Genomic DNA, 15,101 nt, shown 5'->3' on the forward strand with positions numbered 1-15,101 from the left:
AATATGTATGTTCAACAATAAAACTTTATTAATCACTGGTGGTACCGGTTCATTCGGTAACGCTGTACTTCGTCGCTTTTTAGATAGTGACATTAAAGAAATCCGGATTTTCTCTCGAGATGAGAAAAAGCAAGATGATATGCGTAAAGCATTTAACAATGAAAAACTAAAGTTTTATATTGGCGATGTACGTGATCCACAAAGTATTTCGGCTGCAATGCGTGGTGTCGACTATGTTTATCATGCAGCTGCACTAAAGCAAGTACCTTCTTGTGAGTTTTATCCATTGGAGGCTGTTAAAACCAATGTACTTGGTACTGAAAATGTTTTAGATGCAGCAATTTTTCACCGTGTAAGCCGTGTTGTTTGTTTGAGTACAGATAAAGCGGTATACCCTATCAACGCAATGGGTATTTCTAAAGCATTGATGGAGAAAGTGATTGTTGCTAAGAGCCGTAACTTGGAAGGTACGAATACAGTTATCTCTAGTACTCGTTACGGTAATGTAATGGCTTCACGTGGTAGTGTTATTCCTCTGTTTATTCGTCAAATAATTGAGGGTACACCAATCACTTTGACTGACCCATCAATGACGCGTTTTATGATGACATTAGATGATGCTGTTGATTTAGTAATTCATGCGTTTGAGCATGGTGTAAATGGAGATATTTTTGTTCAAAAGGCACCAGCTGCAACAATTGACGTATTGACACAGGCAATTTTAGAAATGATTGGTAAACCTGAACATAAAGTTAGTGTGATAGGTACGCGCCATGGTGAGAAACTGTTTGAAGCTTTATGTAGCCGCGAAGAGATGTTCGTTGCTCAAGACCAAGGTGATTACTACCGAATTCCTGCGGATAACCGTGACTTGAACTACGCACAGTACACTGAAGAGGGTGAAAAAGACCTGTCAGCCATCGAGGATTATAACTCGCACAATACTGAGCGCTTAGACGTTGAAGGTATGAAAGTTTTACTACGTAAACTTGATTTTATGCGGGAGATTGAAGCTGGTAATATCAATGTACCAGAGGGTGTATAAATGAATATTCTAGTTACGGGTGCTGCTGGGTTTATTGGACGTAATCTATGCGTATTTCTAAATGAAGCTGGTTTTTCAAATATTGCAAAAATCACTGTTGATGACAATGACGCAAGCATTGTAGAAAAGGTGAAGTCTGCTGATTTTATTTATCACCTTGCGGGCATCAATCGCCCGAAAAATGATGAAGACTTTAAAAAAGGCAATACGGATCTAACACAGAAAATCATAAATACCTTGATTGAAGCAAAGCTTGAAACACCGATCGTTCTAACCTCCTCAATCCAAGCTGAATTAGAAAACCCATACGGTAAGAGTAAAGCTGGAGCAGAGCTCGCTGTTGCTGAATACAAGAAAAAAACAGGTGCAGCGACATATATTTATCGCTTACCGAATGTATTTGGTAAATGGTGTCGCCCTAATTATAATTCTGTTGTTGCCACCTTCTGTTACAACACTATTAATGATTTACCCATAACAATTAATAACTCAGAAGCTGCACTTAGCTTAGTATATATTGACGATGTTTGTCAGTCATTTGTTGACTTGTTAAGTAATTTGACTAAAAGCGATGAGCAATACAGCCACGTTGAGCCTATTTACCAAACAACGGTTGGCGAAGTTGCTTCATTACTTACGGAGTTTAAAGAAAGCCGTGGAAGTATGATTTCTGCAGAAGTGGGTGGAGGTTTTGTTCGTGCACTGTATTCAACTTATGTTAGTTATCTTGCTCCGGAGCAGTTTGCTTACTCTGTGACTCGTCATAGTGATGAGCGCGGTACCTTTGTTGAAATGCTTAAAACCAAAGATTCTGGTCAATTCTCATTCTTCACTGCCCACCAAGGTATTACTCGCGGTGGTCATTATCACCATACTAAAACTGAGAAGTTTTTAGTTATTAGTGGTAAAGCATCATTTAAGTTCCGGCACATCACCACCGGTGATTCTTATGAATTGATTGTTAATGGTGAAGAGTCTCGTATTGTTGAAACTGCCCCAGGTTGGTCTCATGATGTAACCAATATTGGCGAAAGTGAGTTAATCGTAATGCTCTGGGCAAATGAAATATTTGACCCTAAAAAGCCAGATACTGTTAATTTTAAGGTTTGAAAATGAAAAAGCTACATGTAGTAAGTGTTGTCGGAACTCGCCCAGAGATAATTCGTTTATCTCGTGTACTAGCTAAATTAGATGATCACTGTGAACATACTATTGTACATACTGGTCAAAACTATGACTTCGAGCTAAACCAAGTGTTCTTTGATGACCTAGGGGTTCGTAAGCCTGATTATTTTTTAGATGCTGCGGGTAAGAATGCGGCAGAAACGATTGGTCAAGTTATCATAAAAGTAGACCAAGCTTTAGAGGATATTAAACCTGATGCAATGTTGGTATTAGGCGATACTAACTCTTGCCTTGCGGCTATTCCGGCTAAACGTCGGAAGGTGCCTATTTTCCATATGGAAGCGGGTAACCGTTGTTTTGACCAACGTGTTCCAGAAGAGACTAACCGACGCATTGTTGATCACACGGCAGATATCAACCTAACCTATAGCTCTATTGCGCGAGACTACCTGCTTGCGGAAGGTTTGCCAGCTGATCGTGTGATCAAAACAGGTAGCCCAATGTTTGAGGTATTAAGCCACTATATGCCTCAAATTGATGGCTCAGATGTACTGTCTCGTTTAGAACTTGAAAAGGGTCAATTTTTTGTGGTGAGCGCTCACCGTGAAGAAAATGTAGACTCTCCAAAGCAATTGGCAAAACTGGCTGAAACTTTAAATACCGTTGCAGAGCACTATAATTTACCTGTGATTGTTTCAACGCATCCTAGAACTCGTAATCGAATAGAAGCCCAAGGGATTGAATTTCATGAAAATATTCAATTGCTTAAGCCGCTAGGATTTCACGACTATAACCACCTTCAGAAAAATGCCAAGGCTGTTCTCTCAGACAGTGGGACTATTAATGAAGAATCTTCTATTATGAACTTCCCAGCATTAAACTTGCGTGAGGCACATGAACGTCCTGAAGGGATGGAAGAAGCATCAGTTATGATGGTAGGGTTAAGTGTTGAGCGTGTAATGCAAGCACTGCAAATATTAGAATCTCAACCAAGTGGAGATAAGCGCTTACTACGTCCTGTATATGATTATAGTATGCCAAACGTGTCTGATAAAATGGTAAGAATAATTCATTCTTATACAGATTACGTTAAGCGTGTTGTTTGGAAAGAGTATTAAAGAAATTATGGGCTTAAATAGCCCGTAATTTTATCTGGAGATTTTGTGAAAATTCTTGTTGTTAGTCAGTACTTTTGGCCTGAAAATTTTAGAATTAATGATTTGTGTGTAGCCCTAAAAGATCGTGGTCATGAAATAACGGTATTTACCGGTCAACCGAACTATCCTTCAGGGACTCTTTTTGATGAGTATAAAAAAGAGCCTGCAGCATTTAGTTATTTTCATGATATGCCTATCATCCGGACTCCTATTTATACTCGTAAAAAAGGCAGTGTAAATTTATTAATAAATTATCTGTCGTTTGTGTTGTCGGGTTCACTCTATGGTCCACTAAAGCTAAAGGGTGAAGAGTTTGATGTCATTCTTGTTTGTCAGTTAAGTCCTGTAACGGCTGCAATTCCTGCTATTTCTTTTAAATGTATTAAAAATATTCCAATCGTAATGTGGTCTTTAGATCTATGGCCTGAATCATTAGAGGCTGTAGGGATGATTAAGTCTAAAAAATCATTAAATATGGTAGGTCGCTTAGTCTCATGGATATACAAGCATTGTGATGTGATTTTGGGTCAATCTGAATCTTATTTAGATGCAGTTCGTCGACGTAGTAGCGATAATACTAAATTAGAGCTTTTTCCTAATTGGGCTGAAGACCAATTTAATATGTCCTGTGGAGGGGATAAGGAAGAGTCTATATTGACTATTCTTTTTGCTGGAAATGTTGGAGATGCTCAGGATTTTGAGTCTATTGTTGAATGCGCTAGAATCTTAAAAGAAAATAAGGTTAGTGTTGTTTTTTCTATTGTTGGTGATGGCCGTAAGTTTAATTGGCTTCAATCTGAAATAAAAAAACACCAATTAGATGACTTATTTGTGTTACATGGACAGCATCCTTTAGATATGATGCCTACGTTTTACTCAAAAGCCGATGTCGCACTAGTGTCTTTAAAGCCAAATGATATTTTTGAACGTACAATACCAGGGAAGATACAATCGTATATGTTGTCGTCTTTACCTATTTTGGCAATGCTCGATGGTGAAGGAAAAAAACTGATCGATATTGCTAATTGTGGTTTAAGTTGTTCTGCAAGTGATGCTTACTCGCTATATGAAAATATTAAAAAAATTAGCGAGATGCCATTGCCTGAAAGAAATGCCTTAGGTTTTAATGGTAAACAATATGCGAATTCGTTTTTTAGTAAAGAAAAATTGGTTACGCGATTAGAAAAAATCCTAAATGATGTATTAAAGGTTAATTAGTATGAATATTTTATTATCTGGTGCTACAGGTTTTATAGGGCAGCAGGTATTACTTCAAGACAAAATGGATTGTATTCATCGTTGTGTGACTCGAGTGTCAAATAAAAAGGAATTGTTTTGTGAGACATTTATTGTTGAGAACATTAATCAGAATACATCTTGGAATAATGCATTTGATAATGTTGATGTAGTGATACACCTTGCGGGTATCGCTCATAATAAATCAGATAATTTAGATGTGATATTTGAGACTAATACGTTAGGTACATTGAAATTAGCAAGGGACGCAGCAGCGAGTGGTGTGAGACGATTTGTTTTTGTTAGTACGGCTTCTATTGATGAAAATAAAGGGTTGTTTTCAGCCCAAACACAATCAAAGTATGATGCAGAAGTTGGACTAAAAGAAATTGCAGGTGAAACAGGATTAGAAGTTGTTATTGTTAGACCAACTTTAGTGTATGGCCCTAATGCCCCAGGGAACTTTGGTTCTCTGACACGTTTGATAAATAAAGTACCAGTATTACCATTTGGTTTAGTAAATAATAAGCGTGATTTTATTTCGGTTCAAAATCTCGCAAATTTATTGATTACTTGTGCAAACGATTCAAAGGCTGCTGGACATACTTTTTTAGCTTCTGATGGGCAAGCTGTATCTATCAAAGATTTTACGAATGCAATCGCAAAAGGTTTAAATAAACGAGTTATTCAATTACCAACCCCTGTATGGTGTATGAGGCTAGCTGGCAAGTTACTTGGCAAGGAAGTTATGGTTGAGCAGCTTGTTGGAAATCTAGAGGTTGATTCATCAAATGCACAAGAAGTGTTAAGATGGGTTCCCCCTTATACGATGCAACAAGCAATGGATTTACTTTTAGAGAATATTTAATGATACGTATTTTAGATTTTTTGGCTGCTTTTTTGGGCTTGTTATTTTTATGGCCGATTTTATTGGTAGTTATTATTGTAGGGTTATTTGATACCGGCTCACCGATTTTTGTTCAAGAGCGAGTAGGGCGTAATAAAAAGCCATTTAATTTGATTAAGTTCCGTACTATGTCTGTTGAAACAAAATCGGTTGCGAGCCATTTGGCTAATAATGCATCTATTACTAAATTAGGGGCATTTTTGCGCAAAACAAAGATAGATGAATTACCGCAACTTATTAATGTTTTAAAGGGAGAAATGAGTTTAGTTGGCCCTCGCCCCAATTTATTTAACCAAGAAGAACTGATTAAAGAACGTGACGCTTTGAGAGTCTATGATGTTTTGCCTGGTGTTACTGGTTTAGCTCAAGTTCAGAATATTGATATGTCTACACCACTATTACTGGCTAAAACAGATAAAAAAATGATAGATACATTAACCGTAAAAGACTACTTTAAATATATTATTATGACTGCTACTGGTAGTGGTTCTGGTGATGCGGTTAAATAATAAAGAGAATAATCATGCAATTTTTACAACCGATTTGGGGTATGCCAAGACCATTAAAACGTCTTGTTAGTGTAGTTGTTGATGTTTTATTTATTATCTTTGCTTTTTGGGCAGCATTTGCTACACGTTTAGATGGTATTGAAACTTACATACAGCAAGTCTCTTATTGGAAACTGTTAGCGATATTGATTCCATGTACATTGCTTGTTTTTACTAAAAGTGGCTTATATCGTGCGATCCTTCGTTATTTAAGTTTGCATGCGGTATTGAGCATCTGTATTTCTGCATTGTTTTCTTCTGCTTTCATTGTTGTTTTCTCTTATTTTAACTATCTGTATATGCCACGTTCGATTCCTGTTATATATGCAACATACTTAGTTGTGCTATGTGGTGGGTCAAGGTTAATCGTTCGGGTTTTAGTCTCTGATTTATTAGGTAAACAAAAAAAGAAAGTGCTTATCTATGGGGCTGGTTCGGCTGGATTACAGCTTGCTAATATACTACGTCAAGGCAAAGAGTTTCATCCTGTCGCGTTTATTGATGATGATAGAAGAAAGCATAAAACCACGATGCAAGGCATTACTATTTATAGGCATAAATACCTTGAGCGATTAATTAAAAAACACTGTGTATCAACAATATTATTGGCGGTCCCTTCAGCTTCTCAAGTGCAGAAAAAAGTAATTATTGAGTCTTTAGCAAAGTTGCATATTGAAGTTCTGACAATTCCTAATTTAGATGATTTGGTTAATGGAAAACTTTCTATTGGCCAGCTTAAAGAAGTTTCTATTGATGATTTATTGGGACGTGTTGCTGTAACGCCTCAAGCAAAATTAATGGAAGCTAACATTAAAGATAAGGTAGTCATGGTCACTGGGGCAGGTGGTTCTATTGGTTCTGAACTTTGTCGACAAATAATTCTGAATAAACCAAGTACCTTGGTGTTATTTGAACTTTCTGAGTTTAGTTTGTATCAGATAGAACATGAGTTATCACAAATAATTGCAAATGAAAAGTTATCGATAAATGTAGTTCCTTTACTTGGTTCTGTTCAGCGGTTAAATAGACTTGCTGCAACGATGAAGGCGTTTAAGGTTCAGACTGTTTATCATGCTGCAGCCTATAAACATGTTCCTCTAGTTGAATATAATGTGGTTGAAGGTGTTCGTAATAATATTTTTGGAACAAATTATACAGCCCAAGCTGCGATTGAAGCTCAGGTTGAATCGTTTGTTTTAATTTCAACTGATAAAGCTGTGCGACCTACAAACGTAATGGGCACAACTAAGCGGATGGCTGAGCTTGGTTTACAAGCTTTAGCTCAAGTTGAAAATGAAAAAAATAATGGTACGCGTTTCTGTATGGTACGTTTTGGGAATGTGCTAGGTTCGTCAGGTTCTGTTATTCCTTTATTTAAAAAGCAAATTGCACAAGGCGGCCCAATTACATTAACTCATCAAGATATTACTCGTTACTTTATGACGATTCCTGAAGCTGCTCAATTAGTTATTCAAGCTGGAGCGATGGGGAAAGGCGGAGATGTGTTTGTTTTAGATATGGGAGAGTCGGTGAAGATAGTCGACCTTGCTCGTAATCTTATTCATTTATCTGGCCTTGAAGTAAAAAGCGACAATAATCCTGATGGTGATATTGAAATTCGATGTACTGGCCTTCGCCCAGGTGAGAAACTATATGAAGAGCTATTGATTGGAGATAACGTTGGGAAAACGGTTCATGAGCGTATTATGACAGCTCATGAAGAGTTTTTACCTTTAGATGAATATACCCAATTACTAAATGATTTAGATATGGCTTGTCATAATTTTGATCATGCAACTATTCGACAATTATTAATTGATGCACCGACGGGCTTTACTCCTGTTGATGGTATTGGTGATTTGCTTTGGAAGGCAGAAGTTATACGTTAGAGTCTAGACTAAGAGACTAAGAGACTAAGAGACTAAGAGACTAAGAGACTAAGAGACTATAGAGTGTGTATGCCTGAAATGTTCCTTAATTCTGCGGTTATCGGAGCGAAGCGCTCTATTTAGCGGAGCGTGTAGTTTCTAGTTATGCACAATCAACCCTCTTCTAACTTCCCCTTGTACTGGCTATATTGTACTCATATCAATAATGATTAGGCATGAAAGAGGGAGTTCTTCCTTGGAATGTAGACAGTCATTGATAGGGTTGCTATCTACACCAAACATTGGCTTTGGCTTTGCGCTCATATTTATGTGAAGTTATTTCATAAATAGTGCTTTATAAGGTATTGCTTATGATTTACTCATTTACTTGATTGTGGTTATTATCTATCATGATCAATCAGTTGTTTAAGCTGAGCAACTGATTGAGGGTGTGAAAATCACTCTCTACATATAAACGTTTATATTAATGGAAATCATTATGAAAAAGATGGCTCTAGCAGCTGCATTAGCAGTTAGCTTCTCAGGTGCTGCATTTGCAGCAGAAGAAACAGCGGCAGCTGGTTCAAGCACTGGCACAGCAGCAGGTACTGGTGCATCTGCAGCAGCAGCTGGCACAGCAACAACAGTTGCAGTAGCGACAGCAGCAGTAGCGGCAGCAGCAGCTGTAGCGGTTGCTTCTAACGAAAGCGGTGCAACAACTACAACAACTACTCGATAATTTTTGAGTAATACATGTTTTAGTTAATGTATGTTTAAAACCATTTTATGTGAAAGCATAAAGTGGTTTTTTTATATCTAATTGATTAATTTTCGATATTAGACAGCAGCAACCAGATTGCTAGGAAGCAGAACTCGCCATGCTTAAACCTCTAATCGTATCTCTTGGTCTTTTTCTTGCTGGTTGTTCTCAGCAGTTTCAAGACGTCAATTCTACTTTTGATGAAGCCTTTTTTGGAAGCTCTGATGTTGAGCTATCCAAGGAATACATTCAAACCTTACCTTATTCCAGCATTTATGCAGAAGTAAACGACCAAGGCAAAATCTTCATGGTTTTGGCCTACGTCGGTGAAAACCCTCAAACGGGCGCAGAGCAGTTAAAGTGGATGTCTTCTGACAAAGCGATGATTGTCACTGAAAATGGACGTATCGTACAAACGCTATTGCTTCCTTATGAAAACCTCTCTGGTTTGGCATTCCAACCGTTGGATGCATTCTCTTCTGCAAACAGCTCGTCACCAGATTCTTCTTCTGCGTTTGATGTGTCAGCTAACCCCGGAGCTCAAAAATGGCAAGCGGTGTACGACTGGCAACCTAACTATCGATTCGGCTATAAAGCGAACATTACCCGAACGTATGCGGGAAATGAAACGGTTGAAACACCGTTAGCGTCTATCGATACCAAGAAGTTCCAAGAAAAAATTAACTTCCCAATGTTAGAGCAAGACATAACCAACGAATATTGGGTCGACAGTAAAGGCAAAGTGGTCAAAACCATACAGTATTTAGGCCCTGATATGACAAGGCTTGAGCTAACCGTCCTTAAGCATTATCAAAGTAATTAACGAACAGGGTAATGAACTAAAATGATGAATTATATGAGTCACGCATCAAAAATGACGGGACGTCGGTTGCCATTGGTGAGAACTTTATTAACGGTAAGAGCTCTGTTAATGATGAGAAACTTGTTAGCTTTGGGCGCGCTGTTCTCTCTGTGCACTGTTAGCTACGCTTCTGCGGCTTCTGATCTTGTTACGCCTGAACGCTCTTCGTCGATTAAGACAACAATTGAGCTTCCTCTTCAAGGTGTGACGCTTGAGTATAAAGCTAACGTTCGATTGCTTCAGGTGTTAGACGACGCGAACGCTAGCTTTAATGCGAATGCTAGCTCTAACGAAAATGCTAGCGGCAGTATTGGTTACTTCCCCCTTTCGGCTCAACTGTTTGATAAAACCAATACTCAAGCTAATGAATCTAATAAAGCTACTGAAGTTAACCAAGCTAACAAAGATATCGAAGCCAAAAAGCGCAATGTATTTAACCAACTTGACGCTTTCTCGGTAGAAGAACCAGAAGCAAAACTGGTAAAGCAACAGTTAGCCTCTTTCCAATACCTCAATCGAGTTTTTATTGAGTTAGATCGTAATGCGGTTATCTCTCAATCAGATAAGAATCCACTGCTTGTTTCAAGTTCTCATACTAACAAGCTGTCGTCTACTGCCATAAAAAGAGCATCTACTAGTCAAACTCAAGCCTTTTCTCTGTACTTGCCACAACGACCAACGTCCATTCAGTTGATGGGGGCAATGAAAGAGTCGGTAACAATGAATCTGATTGAGCATGGAACGTTGAATGATTATCTCGATGCATTGCCGAACGGCTTTATTGGTGAATCCGCAGATAAAAGCGTGGCGTATGTTGTTCAGCCAGATGGCGTGGTGCAAACCATTCAATACGCTTACTGGAACGAACAGCCAGTTTACCTAGCACCAGGTGCCATCGTATTTATGGCGTTTTACTCTTTGCCATCAGAATACTCAACGTTGAACCAAGATATCGTCGATTTGCTACGTCATAAGGTTGGCCTGTAATGCTGAAACAGAAATCATTCCCTCTATCGGCAGTGTGCACAGCGGTTACCTGCGCCTTGTTAATAACGAACAGCACTTCTGTTTTTGCAGAAACAACCATTGATTCCTCTTCGATCAGAGCAGAAAAATCATCATTTGACGACACAGAATACAGAACGTCACAAATGAACTTTGGTGGTGTTGGCTTAATGCAAATGCCAACAGGCCGAATGGCACCAGAAGGCGAGTTTAACTTTAGTGCTTCGTTTAATAATGAATACTACTTTTATAACGTCAGCCTACAGGTGATGCCTTGGCTTGAAACCACCATTCGTTATACACAAGTACAAGACCTGCTCTATAGCGGAGGCGCAGACCAAGATTGTTCTCAAAACTCATTCAGTGGCTGTACCAAATACACAGATAAAGGCATCGACTTTAAACTGCGCTTAATCGAAGAAGGGTATTACTTACCTGAAGTATCGGTCGGTGTACGTGACTTTGGTGGTACCGGTTTATTTGATGGCGAATTTGTTGCGGCCACCAAACGCTTTGGCCCTGTTGATTTCACTTTGGGCATGGCTTGGGGATACATGGGCACCAGTGGCAACTTCACCAACCCATTGTGTAAAGCCAGTGACAAGTATTGTGAACGCCCGTCTGATTTTAAAGGCAATGGCGGCAGTGTTGACTTTGAACGCTGGTTTAAAGGTGATGCGGCGATTTATGGCGGCTTTGAATACCAAACCCCGTATAAGCCGCTAACCTTGAAGCTTGAATACGATGGCAATGATTACTCTCAAGACTTCCCGGTTGTGCGCGGTGGTGTCGACATGACACAACACACGCCATGGAACGTCGGCGCTGTGTACCGTTTCACTGATTGGGGTTCGGCTAAAGTGAGCTATGAGCGAGGCGATACCTTAACCCTTGGTTTTGATCTCTCCACTAACTTCAATGAAATGTATTCTGTGTGGCGAGATACCGAAACCGCAGAATTGCGCCCAAGCGATGTCGAGACGGTTGACGATATTGATATGGCGGCCCTTGCAGAAGAACTTGAAACCGTCGCGGGCTATGAACAAGCGCAAATCTTGGTCGACGATAACAGCATTATAGTAAAGGGCACTCAGGTTAAATACCGAGACAGAGACATCGCCCTTGAACGTGGTGCGACCGTGATTGCCAATGCGGTACCGAGTTACATCGATACCTATAAAATCATCGAAAACGATAAATCGATGGAACTCACCGAGACAACGGTAGATGCACAAGCATTCAAAGCGGCGGCTAACAATCATTACCTTAATGCTCAAACCAGTGACGCAACAAATACTCACGAATTAGAACGCAAGAAATCCGTTATCTATCACGATGGGCGAGAGCGATTCGATGTGTCGATTTCACCAAACCTAGCTCAATCGTTCGGTTCGGCTGAAAACTTCTACTTGTACAGTTTGGGCTTATACACCAACGCTTCGTTCTGGGCGTTAAACAATGTCGAACTGTCGGGCTCGCTTTATGTCAACTTAGTCGATAACTACGACAAGTTTAATTACGAAATCCCATCAGACGGCACCGACCAAACGCCAAGAGTAAGAACCTTGTTCCGCTCTTATGTTGATGACCCGGTTCGCTTAGACCGTTTACAACTGACTTGGTTTGAAGACTACGGCAGCGGTGTCTACACCCAAGCCTATGGTGGTTACCTAGAGAGCATGTTTGCTGGCGTAGGTGGTGAAATTCTTTACCGCCCATTCAACCAAAACTGGGCCATTGGTGCAGACATGACCGCGATAAGTCAGCGTGATCCTGAAAGCTGGTTCGGCACGTTTGATGATGAGATCCAAGTCAACCCAGATGACAGCAGCCGAACGTATAAAGTGATTGATAAAGGCACGACTGGCTTTATTACCGGTTACTACACCCCACAATGGGACTTCTTGAGCGATACCTTGCTGAAAGTCGGCGTAGGTAAATTCCTTGCCGGTGATATCGGTACTCGTGTCGACTTCTCTAAGCAGTTCAAGAGCGGCGTGATTGCCGGTGCGTTTGTCAGCTTAACCGACATGACAACCGAAGAATACGGTGAAGGCAGCTATACCAAAGGCTTCTACGTATCAATTCCGTTTGATTTAGTCACAGTGAAACCAAGCTCAAGCCGCGCTGGCTTTACCTGGTTACCGATCACGCGTGATGGCGGACAAGTGTTGAATAAGCAATACAACTTGTTCGATCAAACCGATGCGCGCTCACCTTGGTTCCAAAGACCAAGTAGCGTGAAGTAGCTTGAAAGCAGATGCGGGTAACGAGTAAACGGGATGCGAAGAGCAGGGGAAGGGCAGTAACGAGGTTCGGGTAATCGGGTCTTGAAGAGCTTTAAAGTAGGTGAGAGAAATTGAGCCTACGAAAGTCTATCTTTTGGTTCTCCCCCTTGAACGCCGTTCGTTTGTGAGCGGTGATGGCCATCATAGGGGGAGTTAGAGGGGGATGTTAATCTATGTGTTACCAACCCCTCCCAACCTCCCCTTATGTTGGTATTTTCTGCCAAATAACAGCTGCGATAAAGGGGAGTAGCTAAAAGCATCCCGTATCTGCTCTTAAGCTCTTTAACTCTTTAACCATTCAACTAGGTTGATAATAACCACAATTTGTGGATAATGCTTACGGATTAAACTAACCGTATGCAGCGCACTTTGTTGCTACGTTCCTTAGATAAAACACGCCTATTCAAATTCCATATTGATAGGATAAAATTAACTACGCAGTGTGATGTCGCGGAATATCAAGGGGCGGTAGCATTCCTATCTTTGATATCAAGATGGAAGCGAGATCACGGTAATAGCTCTCCTTAACTCTCTTAAATACTGCGTAGCTGATAAAATTGTTTGTTCTAACTTCCTTTGGGTGTCCTTTGGGATATCACGACACATTCCGTTTCTATGACTTGGTAAACATGAAGATCAATAAAAATCGTCTCCTTTTCGCGCTTATACCTGCATTGCTTGTAGGGTGTACGACTCCAGGTACTCACCTGTCTACCGGTGGTAAGAATGTGATTCAGCCCTCTGAGGAACAGCAAGAGTCTGATATTTCAGAAGTGGTGAATGTGTATCCGCTGACTGCACAGTTAGTATCAACTTACCAAACAAGTACATTGTCGGTTTCACAAGCAAACCCGGAACTTGATGTTGATATCGCCAAATATGAATACCAAGTCGGTGTCGGTGACATCTTAAATATCACCATTTGGGATCACCCTGAACTGACGATTCCTGCGGGCTCTTACCGTAGCAGCACAGAAGCGGGTAACTGGGTTCATGCTGACGGCACCATCTTCTACCCGTACATTGGTACAGTAGAAGTTGCAGGAAAAACGGTTCGTGAAATTCGTTCTGATATAGCGGAACGTTTGGCGAAATACATCGAAAGCCCTCAAGTTGATGTAAACGTAGCAGCTTTCCGATCTAAGAAAACCTATATTACTGGTGAAGTATCTAAACCTGGCCAGCAGCCAATCACCAATATCCCATTAACATTACTGGATGCCGTGAACCGCTCTGGTGGTTTATCTGAAGATGCGGATTGGCGTAATGTTTCATTAACCCGCAATGGCGTGGAAGAGAACCTTTCGCTTTATGGTTTAATGCAACGTGGTGACTTAACCCAAAACCGCTTACTGCAAGCCGGTGATATTGTTCACGTACCGCGTAATGACAACCAAAAAGTGTTCGTGATGGGTGAGGTGAACGATCCTCAATTACTCAAGATTGATCGTGTTGGGATGAGCCTAACCGAAGCACTCAGCAACGTAGGTGGTATTAACCAGCTGACGGCAGATGCAACGGGTGTGTTTGTGATCCGAACTTCTGATGATAAATCAGAACGCATGGCGGACGTCTACCAACTGAATATGGAAGATGCATCAGCCTTAGTGATTGGCACTGAATTTGATTTAAAGCCTTACGACATTGTCTACGTAACGGCAGCGCCAATCAGCCGCTGGAACCGTGTAATCGGTCAGCTTGTACCAACCATTTCAGGCTTCAACGACCTAACCGAAGGTATGTTACGCGTTCGTAATTGGTAATAACTGAATATTAATCATCAGGTTGCATTTAGCGTGTAACCTGATTTTTTATGCTTATAGGCCCAATACAATTAGAGACAATTATGTTTAATAAAATTTTAGTGGTCTGCGTGGGTAACATTTGTCGTTCCCCTACGGGAGAGCGCGTTCTTCAAAAATTACTGCCTAACAAAGAGGTAGCCTCTGCTGGCATCGCCGCTGAAAAAAGCCGTTTAATTGGCAAGCCAGCAGACGACACCGCAATCTTAATTGCCGCTGAAAATGGGGTCGATGTTGAAAATCACCAGTCGCAGCAAGTGACACCACAGCTTTGTGCTCAGTATGACTTGATCTTGGTAATGGAGAAGGGCCACTTAGAAGCGCTCACTCAAATCTCACCAGAGGCACGTGGTAAAACCATGCTGTTTGGTCAGTGGATTGGCCAAAAAGACATCCCCGACCCGCACCGTCAAAGCCGTGAAGCCTTTGAGTACGCTTACAAGCTGATTGACGAAGCGGCACAAGCTTGGGCAAAAAAGCTTTAGAGAATAAAGTTAA

General features: G+C 40.6%; 13 protein-coding genes. All 13 read left to right on the plus strand.

Translation table 11 applies throughout. The features are described from left to right. Positions 1-7 precede the first annotated feature (7 nt). The 13 genes from AACU28_RS10075 (at position 8) to AACU28_RS10135 (ending at position 15,088) form a co-directional block, all read left to right on the plus strand. Complete coding sequence (locus AACU28_RS10075; protein WP_121602884.1) at positions 8-1,045, plus strand: polysaccharide biosynthesis protein; 1,038 nt, start codon at positions 8-10, stop codon at positions 1,043-1,045. Continuing rightward, positions 1,046-2,155: a UDP-2-acetamido-2,6-beta-L-arabino-hexul-4-ose reductase gene (gene wbjC / locus AACU28_RS10080; protein ID WP_121602885.1), complete on the plus strand. Its 1,110-nt coding sequence runs from the start codon at positions 1,046-1,048 to the stop codon at positions 2,153-2,155. Between the two features lie 2 nt (positions 2,156-2,157). Further along, a complete protein-coding gene (gene wecB, locus AACU28_RS10085; protein WP_121602886.1) occupies positions 2,158-3,288 on the plus strand; it encodes a non-hydrolyzing UDP-N-acetylglucosamine 2-epimerase in 1,131 nt (376 codons plus the stop codon). A 45-nt stretch (positions 3,289-3,333) separates the two neighbouring features. Next, the gene (locus AACU28_RS10090) at positions 3,334-4,545 is read left to right on the plus strand and encodes a glycosyltransferase family 4 protein (RefSeq protein WP_121602887.1); all 1,212 of its coding nucleotides are present in this window, start codon (positions 3,334-3,336) and stop codon (positions 4,543-4,545) included. Between the two features lies 1 nt (position 4,546). After that, complete coding sequence (locus AACU28_RS10095) at positions 4,547-5,431, plus strand: NAD-dependent epimerase/dehydratase family protein (RefSeq protein ID WP_121602888.1); 885 nt, start codon at positions 4,547-4,549, stop codon at positions 5,429-5,431. Further along, positions 5,431-5,979: a sugar transferase gene (locus AACU28_RS10100; RefSeq protein WP_121602889.1), complete on the plus strand. Its 549-nt coding sequence runs from the start codon at positions 5,431-5,433 to the stop codon at positions 5,977-5,979. Before AACU28_RS10095 ends, AACU28_RS10100 begins: the two co-directional genes overlap by 1 nt. Before the next feature lie 14 nt (positions 5,980-5,993). Then, positions 5,994-7,907, plus strand: a complete 1,914-nt coding sequence (locus AACU28_RS10105; protein ID WP_121602890.1) for a nucleoside-diphosphate sugar epimerase/dehydratase — start codon at positions 5,994-5,996, stop codon at positions 7,905-7,907. A 478-nt stretch (positions 7,908-8,385) separates the two neighbouring features. Beyond that, a complete protein-coding gene (locus AACU28_RS10110) occupies positions 8,386-8,625 on the plus strand; it encodes a hypothetical protein (protein WP_017629890.1) in 240 nt (79 codons plus the stop codon). A 139-nt stretch (positions 8,626-8,764) separates the two neighbouring features. Beyond that, positions 8,765-9,469 (plus strand): YjbF family lipoprotein, encoded by a 705-nt coding sequence (locus AACU28_RS10115; RefSeq protein ID WP_102532960.1) that lies wholly within the window; start codon positions 8,765-8,767, stop codon positions 9,467-9,469. A gap of 21 nt (positions 9,470-9,490) precedes the next feature. Beyond that, complete coding sequence (locus tag AACU28_RS10120; protein ID WP_121602891.1) at positions 9,491-10,495, plus strand: capsule biosynthesis GfcC family protein; 1,005 nt, start codon at positions 9,491-9,493, stop codon at positions 10,493-10,495. Next, complete coding sequence (locus AACU28_RS10125; protein WP_121602892.1) at positions 10,495-12,762, plus strand: YjbH domain-containing protein; 2,268 nt, start codon at positions 10,495-10,497, stop codon at positions 12,760-12,762. Before AACU28_RS10120 ends, AACU28_RS10125 begins: the two co-directional genes overlap by 1 nt. Positions 12,763-13,430: 668 nt before the next feature. Further along, positions 13,431-14,564: a polysaccharide export protein gene (locus AACU28_RS10130; protein ID WP_121602893.1), complete on the plus strand. Its 1,134-nt coding sequence runs from the start codon at positions 13,431-13,433 to the stop codon at positions 14,562-14,564. An 83-nt stretch (positions 14,565-14,647) separates the two neighbouring features. Further along, entirely contained in the window at positions 14,648-15,088 is a 441-nt protein-coding gene (locus AACU28_RS10135) for a low molecular weight protein-tyrosine-phosphatase (protein WP_004733272.1), read from the plus strand. Positions 15,089-15,101: the final 13 nt, after the last annotated feature.

It is taken from the genome of Vibrio sp. SBT000027 (genome assembly GCF_963894355.1).
Taxonomy (GTDB): Bacteria; Pseudomonadota; Gammaproteobacteria; order Enterobacterales; family Vibrionaceae; genus Vibrio; species Vibrio splendidus.

What these genes read in the sequence shown, in the direction of transcription:
- AACU28_RS10100 (WP_121602889.1), top strand. Translation starts at nt 5,431, where the DNA reads ATGATACGTATTTTAGATTTTTTGGCTGCTTTTTTGGGCTTGTTATTT.
- AACU28_RS10135 (WP_004733272.1), top strand. Translation starts at nt 14,648, where the DNA reads ATGTTTAATAAAATTTTAGTGGTCTGCGTGGGTAACATTTGTCGTTCC.
- AACU28_RS10095 (WP_121602888.1), top strand. Translation starts at nt 4,547, where the DNA reads ATGAATATTTTATTATCTGGTGCTACAGGTTTTATAGGGCAGCAGGTA.
- AACU28_RS10075 (WP_121602884.1), top strand. Translation starts at nt 8, where the DNA reads ATGTTCAACAATAAAACTTTATTAATCACTGGTGGTACCGGTTCATTC.
- AACU28_RS10105 (WP_121602890.1), top strand. Translation starts at nt 5,994, where the DNA reads ATGCAATTTTTACAACCGATTTGGGGTATGCCAAGACCATTAAAACGT.
- AACU28_RS10130 (WP_121602893.1), top strand. Translation starts at nt 13,431, where the DNA reads ATGAAGATCAATAAAAATCGTCTCCTTTTCGCGCTTATACCTGCATTG.
- wecB (WP_121602886.1), top strand. Translation starts at nt 2,158, where the DNA reads ATGAAAAAGCTACATGTAGTAAGTGTTGTCGGAACTCGCCCAGAGATA.
- AACU28_RS10120 (WP_121602891.1), top strand. Translation starts at nt 9,491, where the DNA reads ATGATGAATTATATGAGTCACGCATCAAAAATGACGGGACGTCGGTTG.
- AACU28_RS10125 (WP_121602892.1), top strand. Translation starts at nt 10,495, where the DNA reads ATGCTGAAACAGAAATCATTCCCTCTATCGGCAGTGTGCACAGCGGTT.
- AACU28_RS10110 (WP_017629890.1), top strand. Translation starts at nt 8,386, where the DNA reads ATGAAAAAGATGGCTCTAGCAGCTGCATTAGCAGTTAGCTTCTCAGGT.
- wbjC (WP_121602885.1), top strand. Translation starts at nt 1,046, where the DNA reads ATGAATATTCTAGTTACGGGTGCTGCTGGGTTTATTGGACGTAATCTA.
- AACU28_RS10115 (WP_102532960.1), top strand. Translation starts at nt 8,765, where the DNA reads ATGCTTAAACCTCTAATCGTATCTCTTGGTCTTTTTCTTGCTGGTTGT.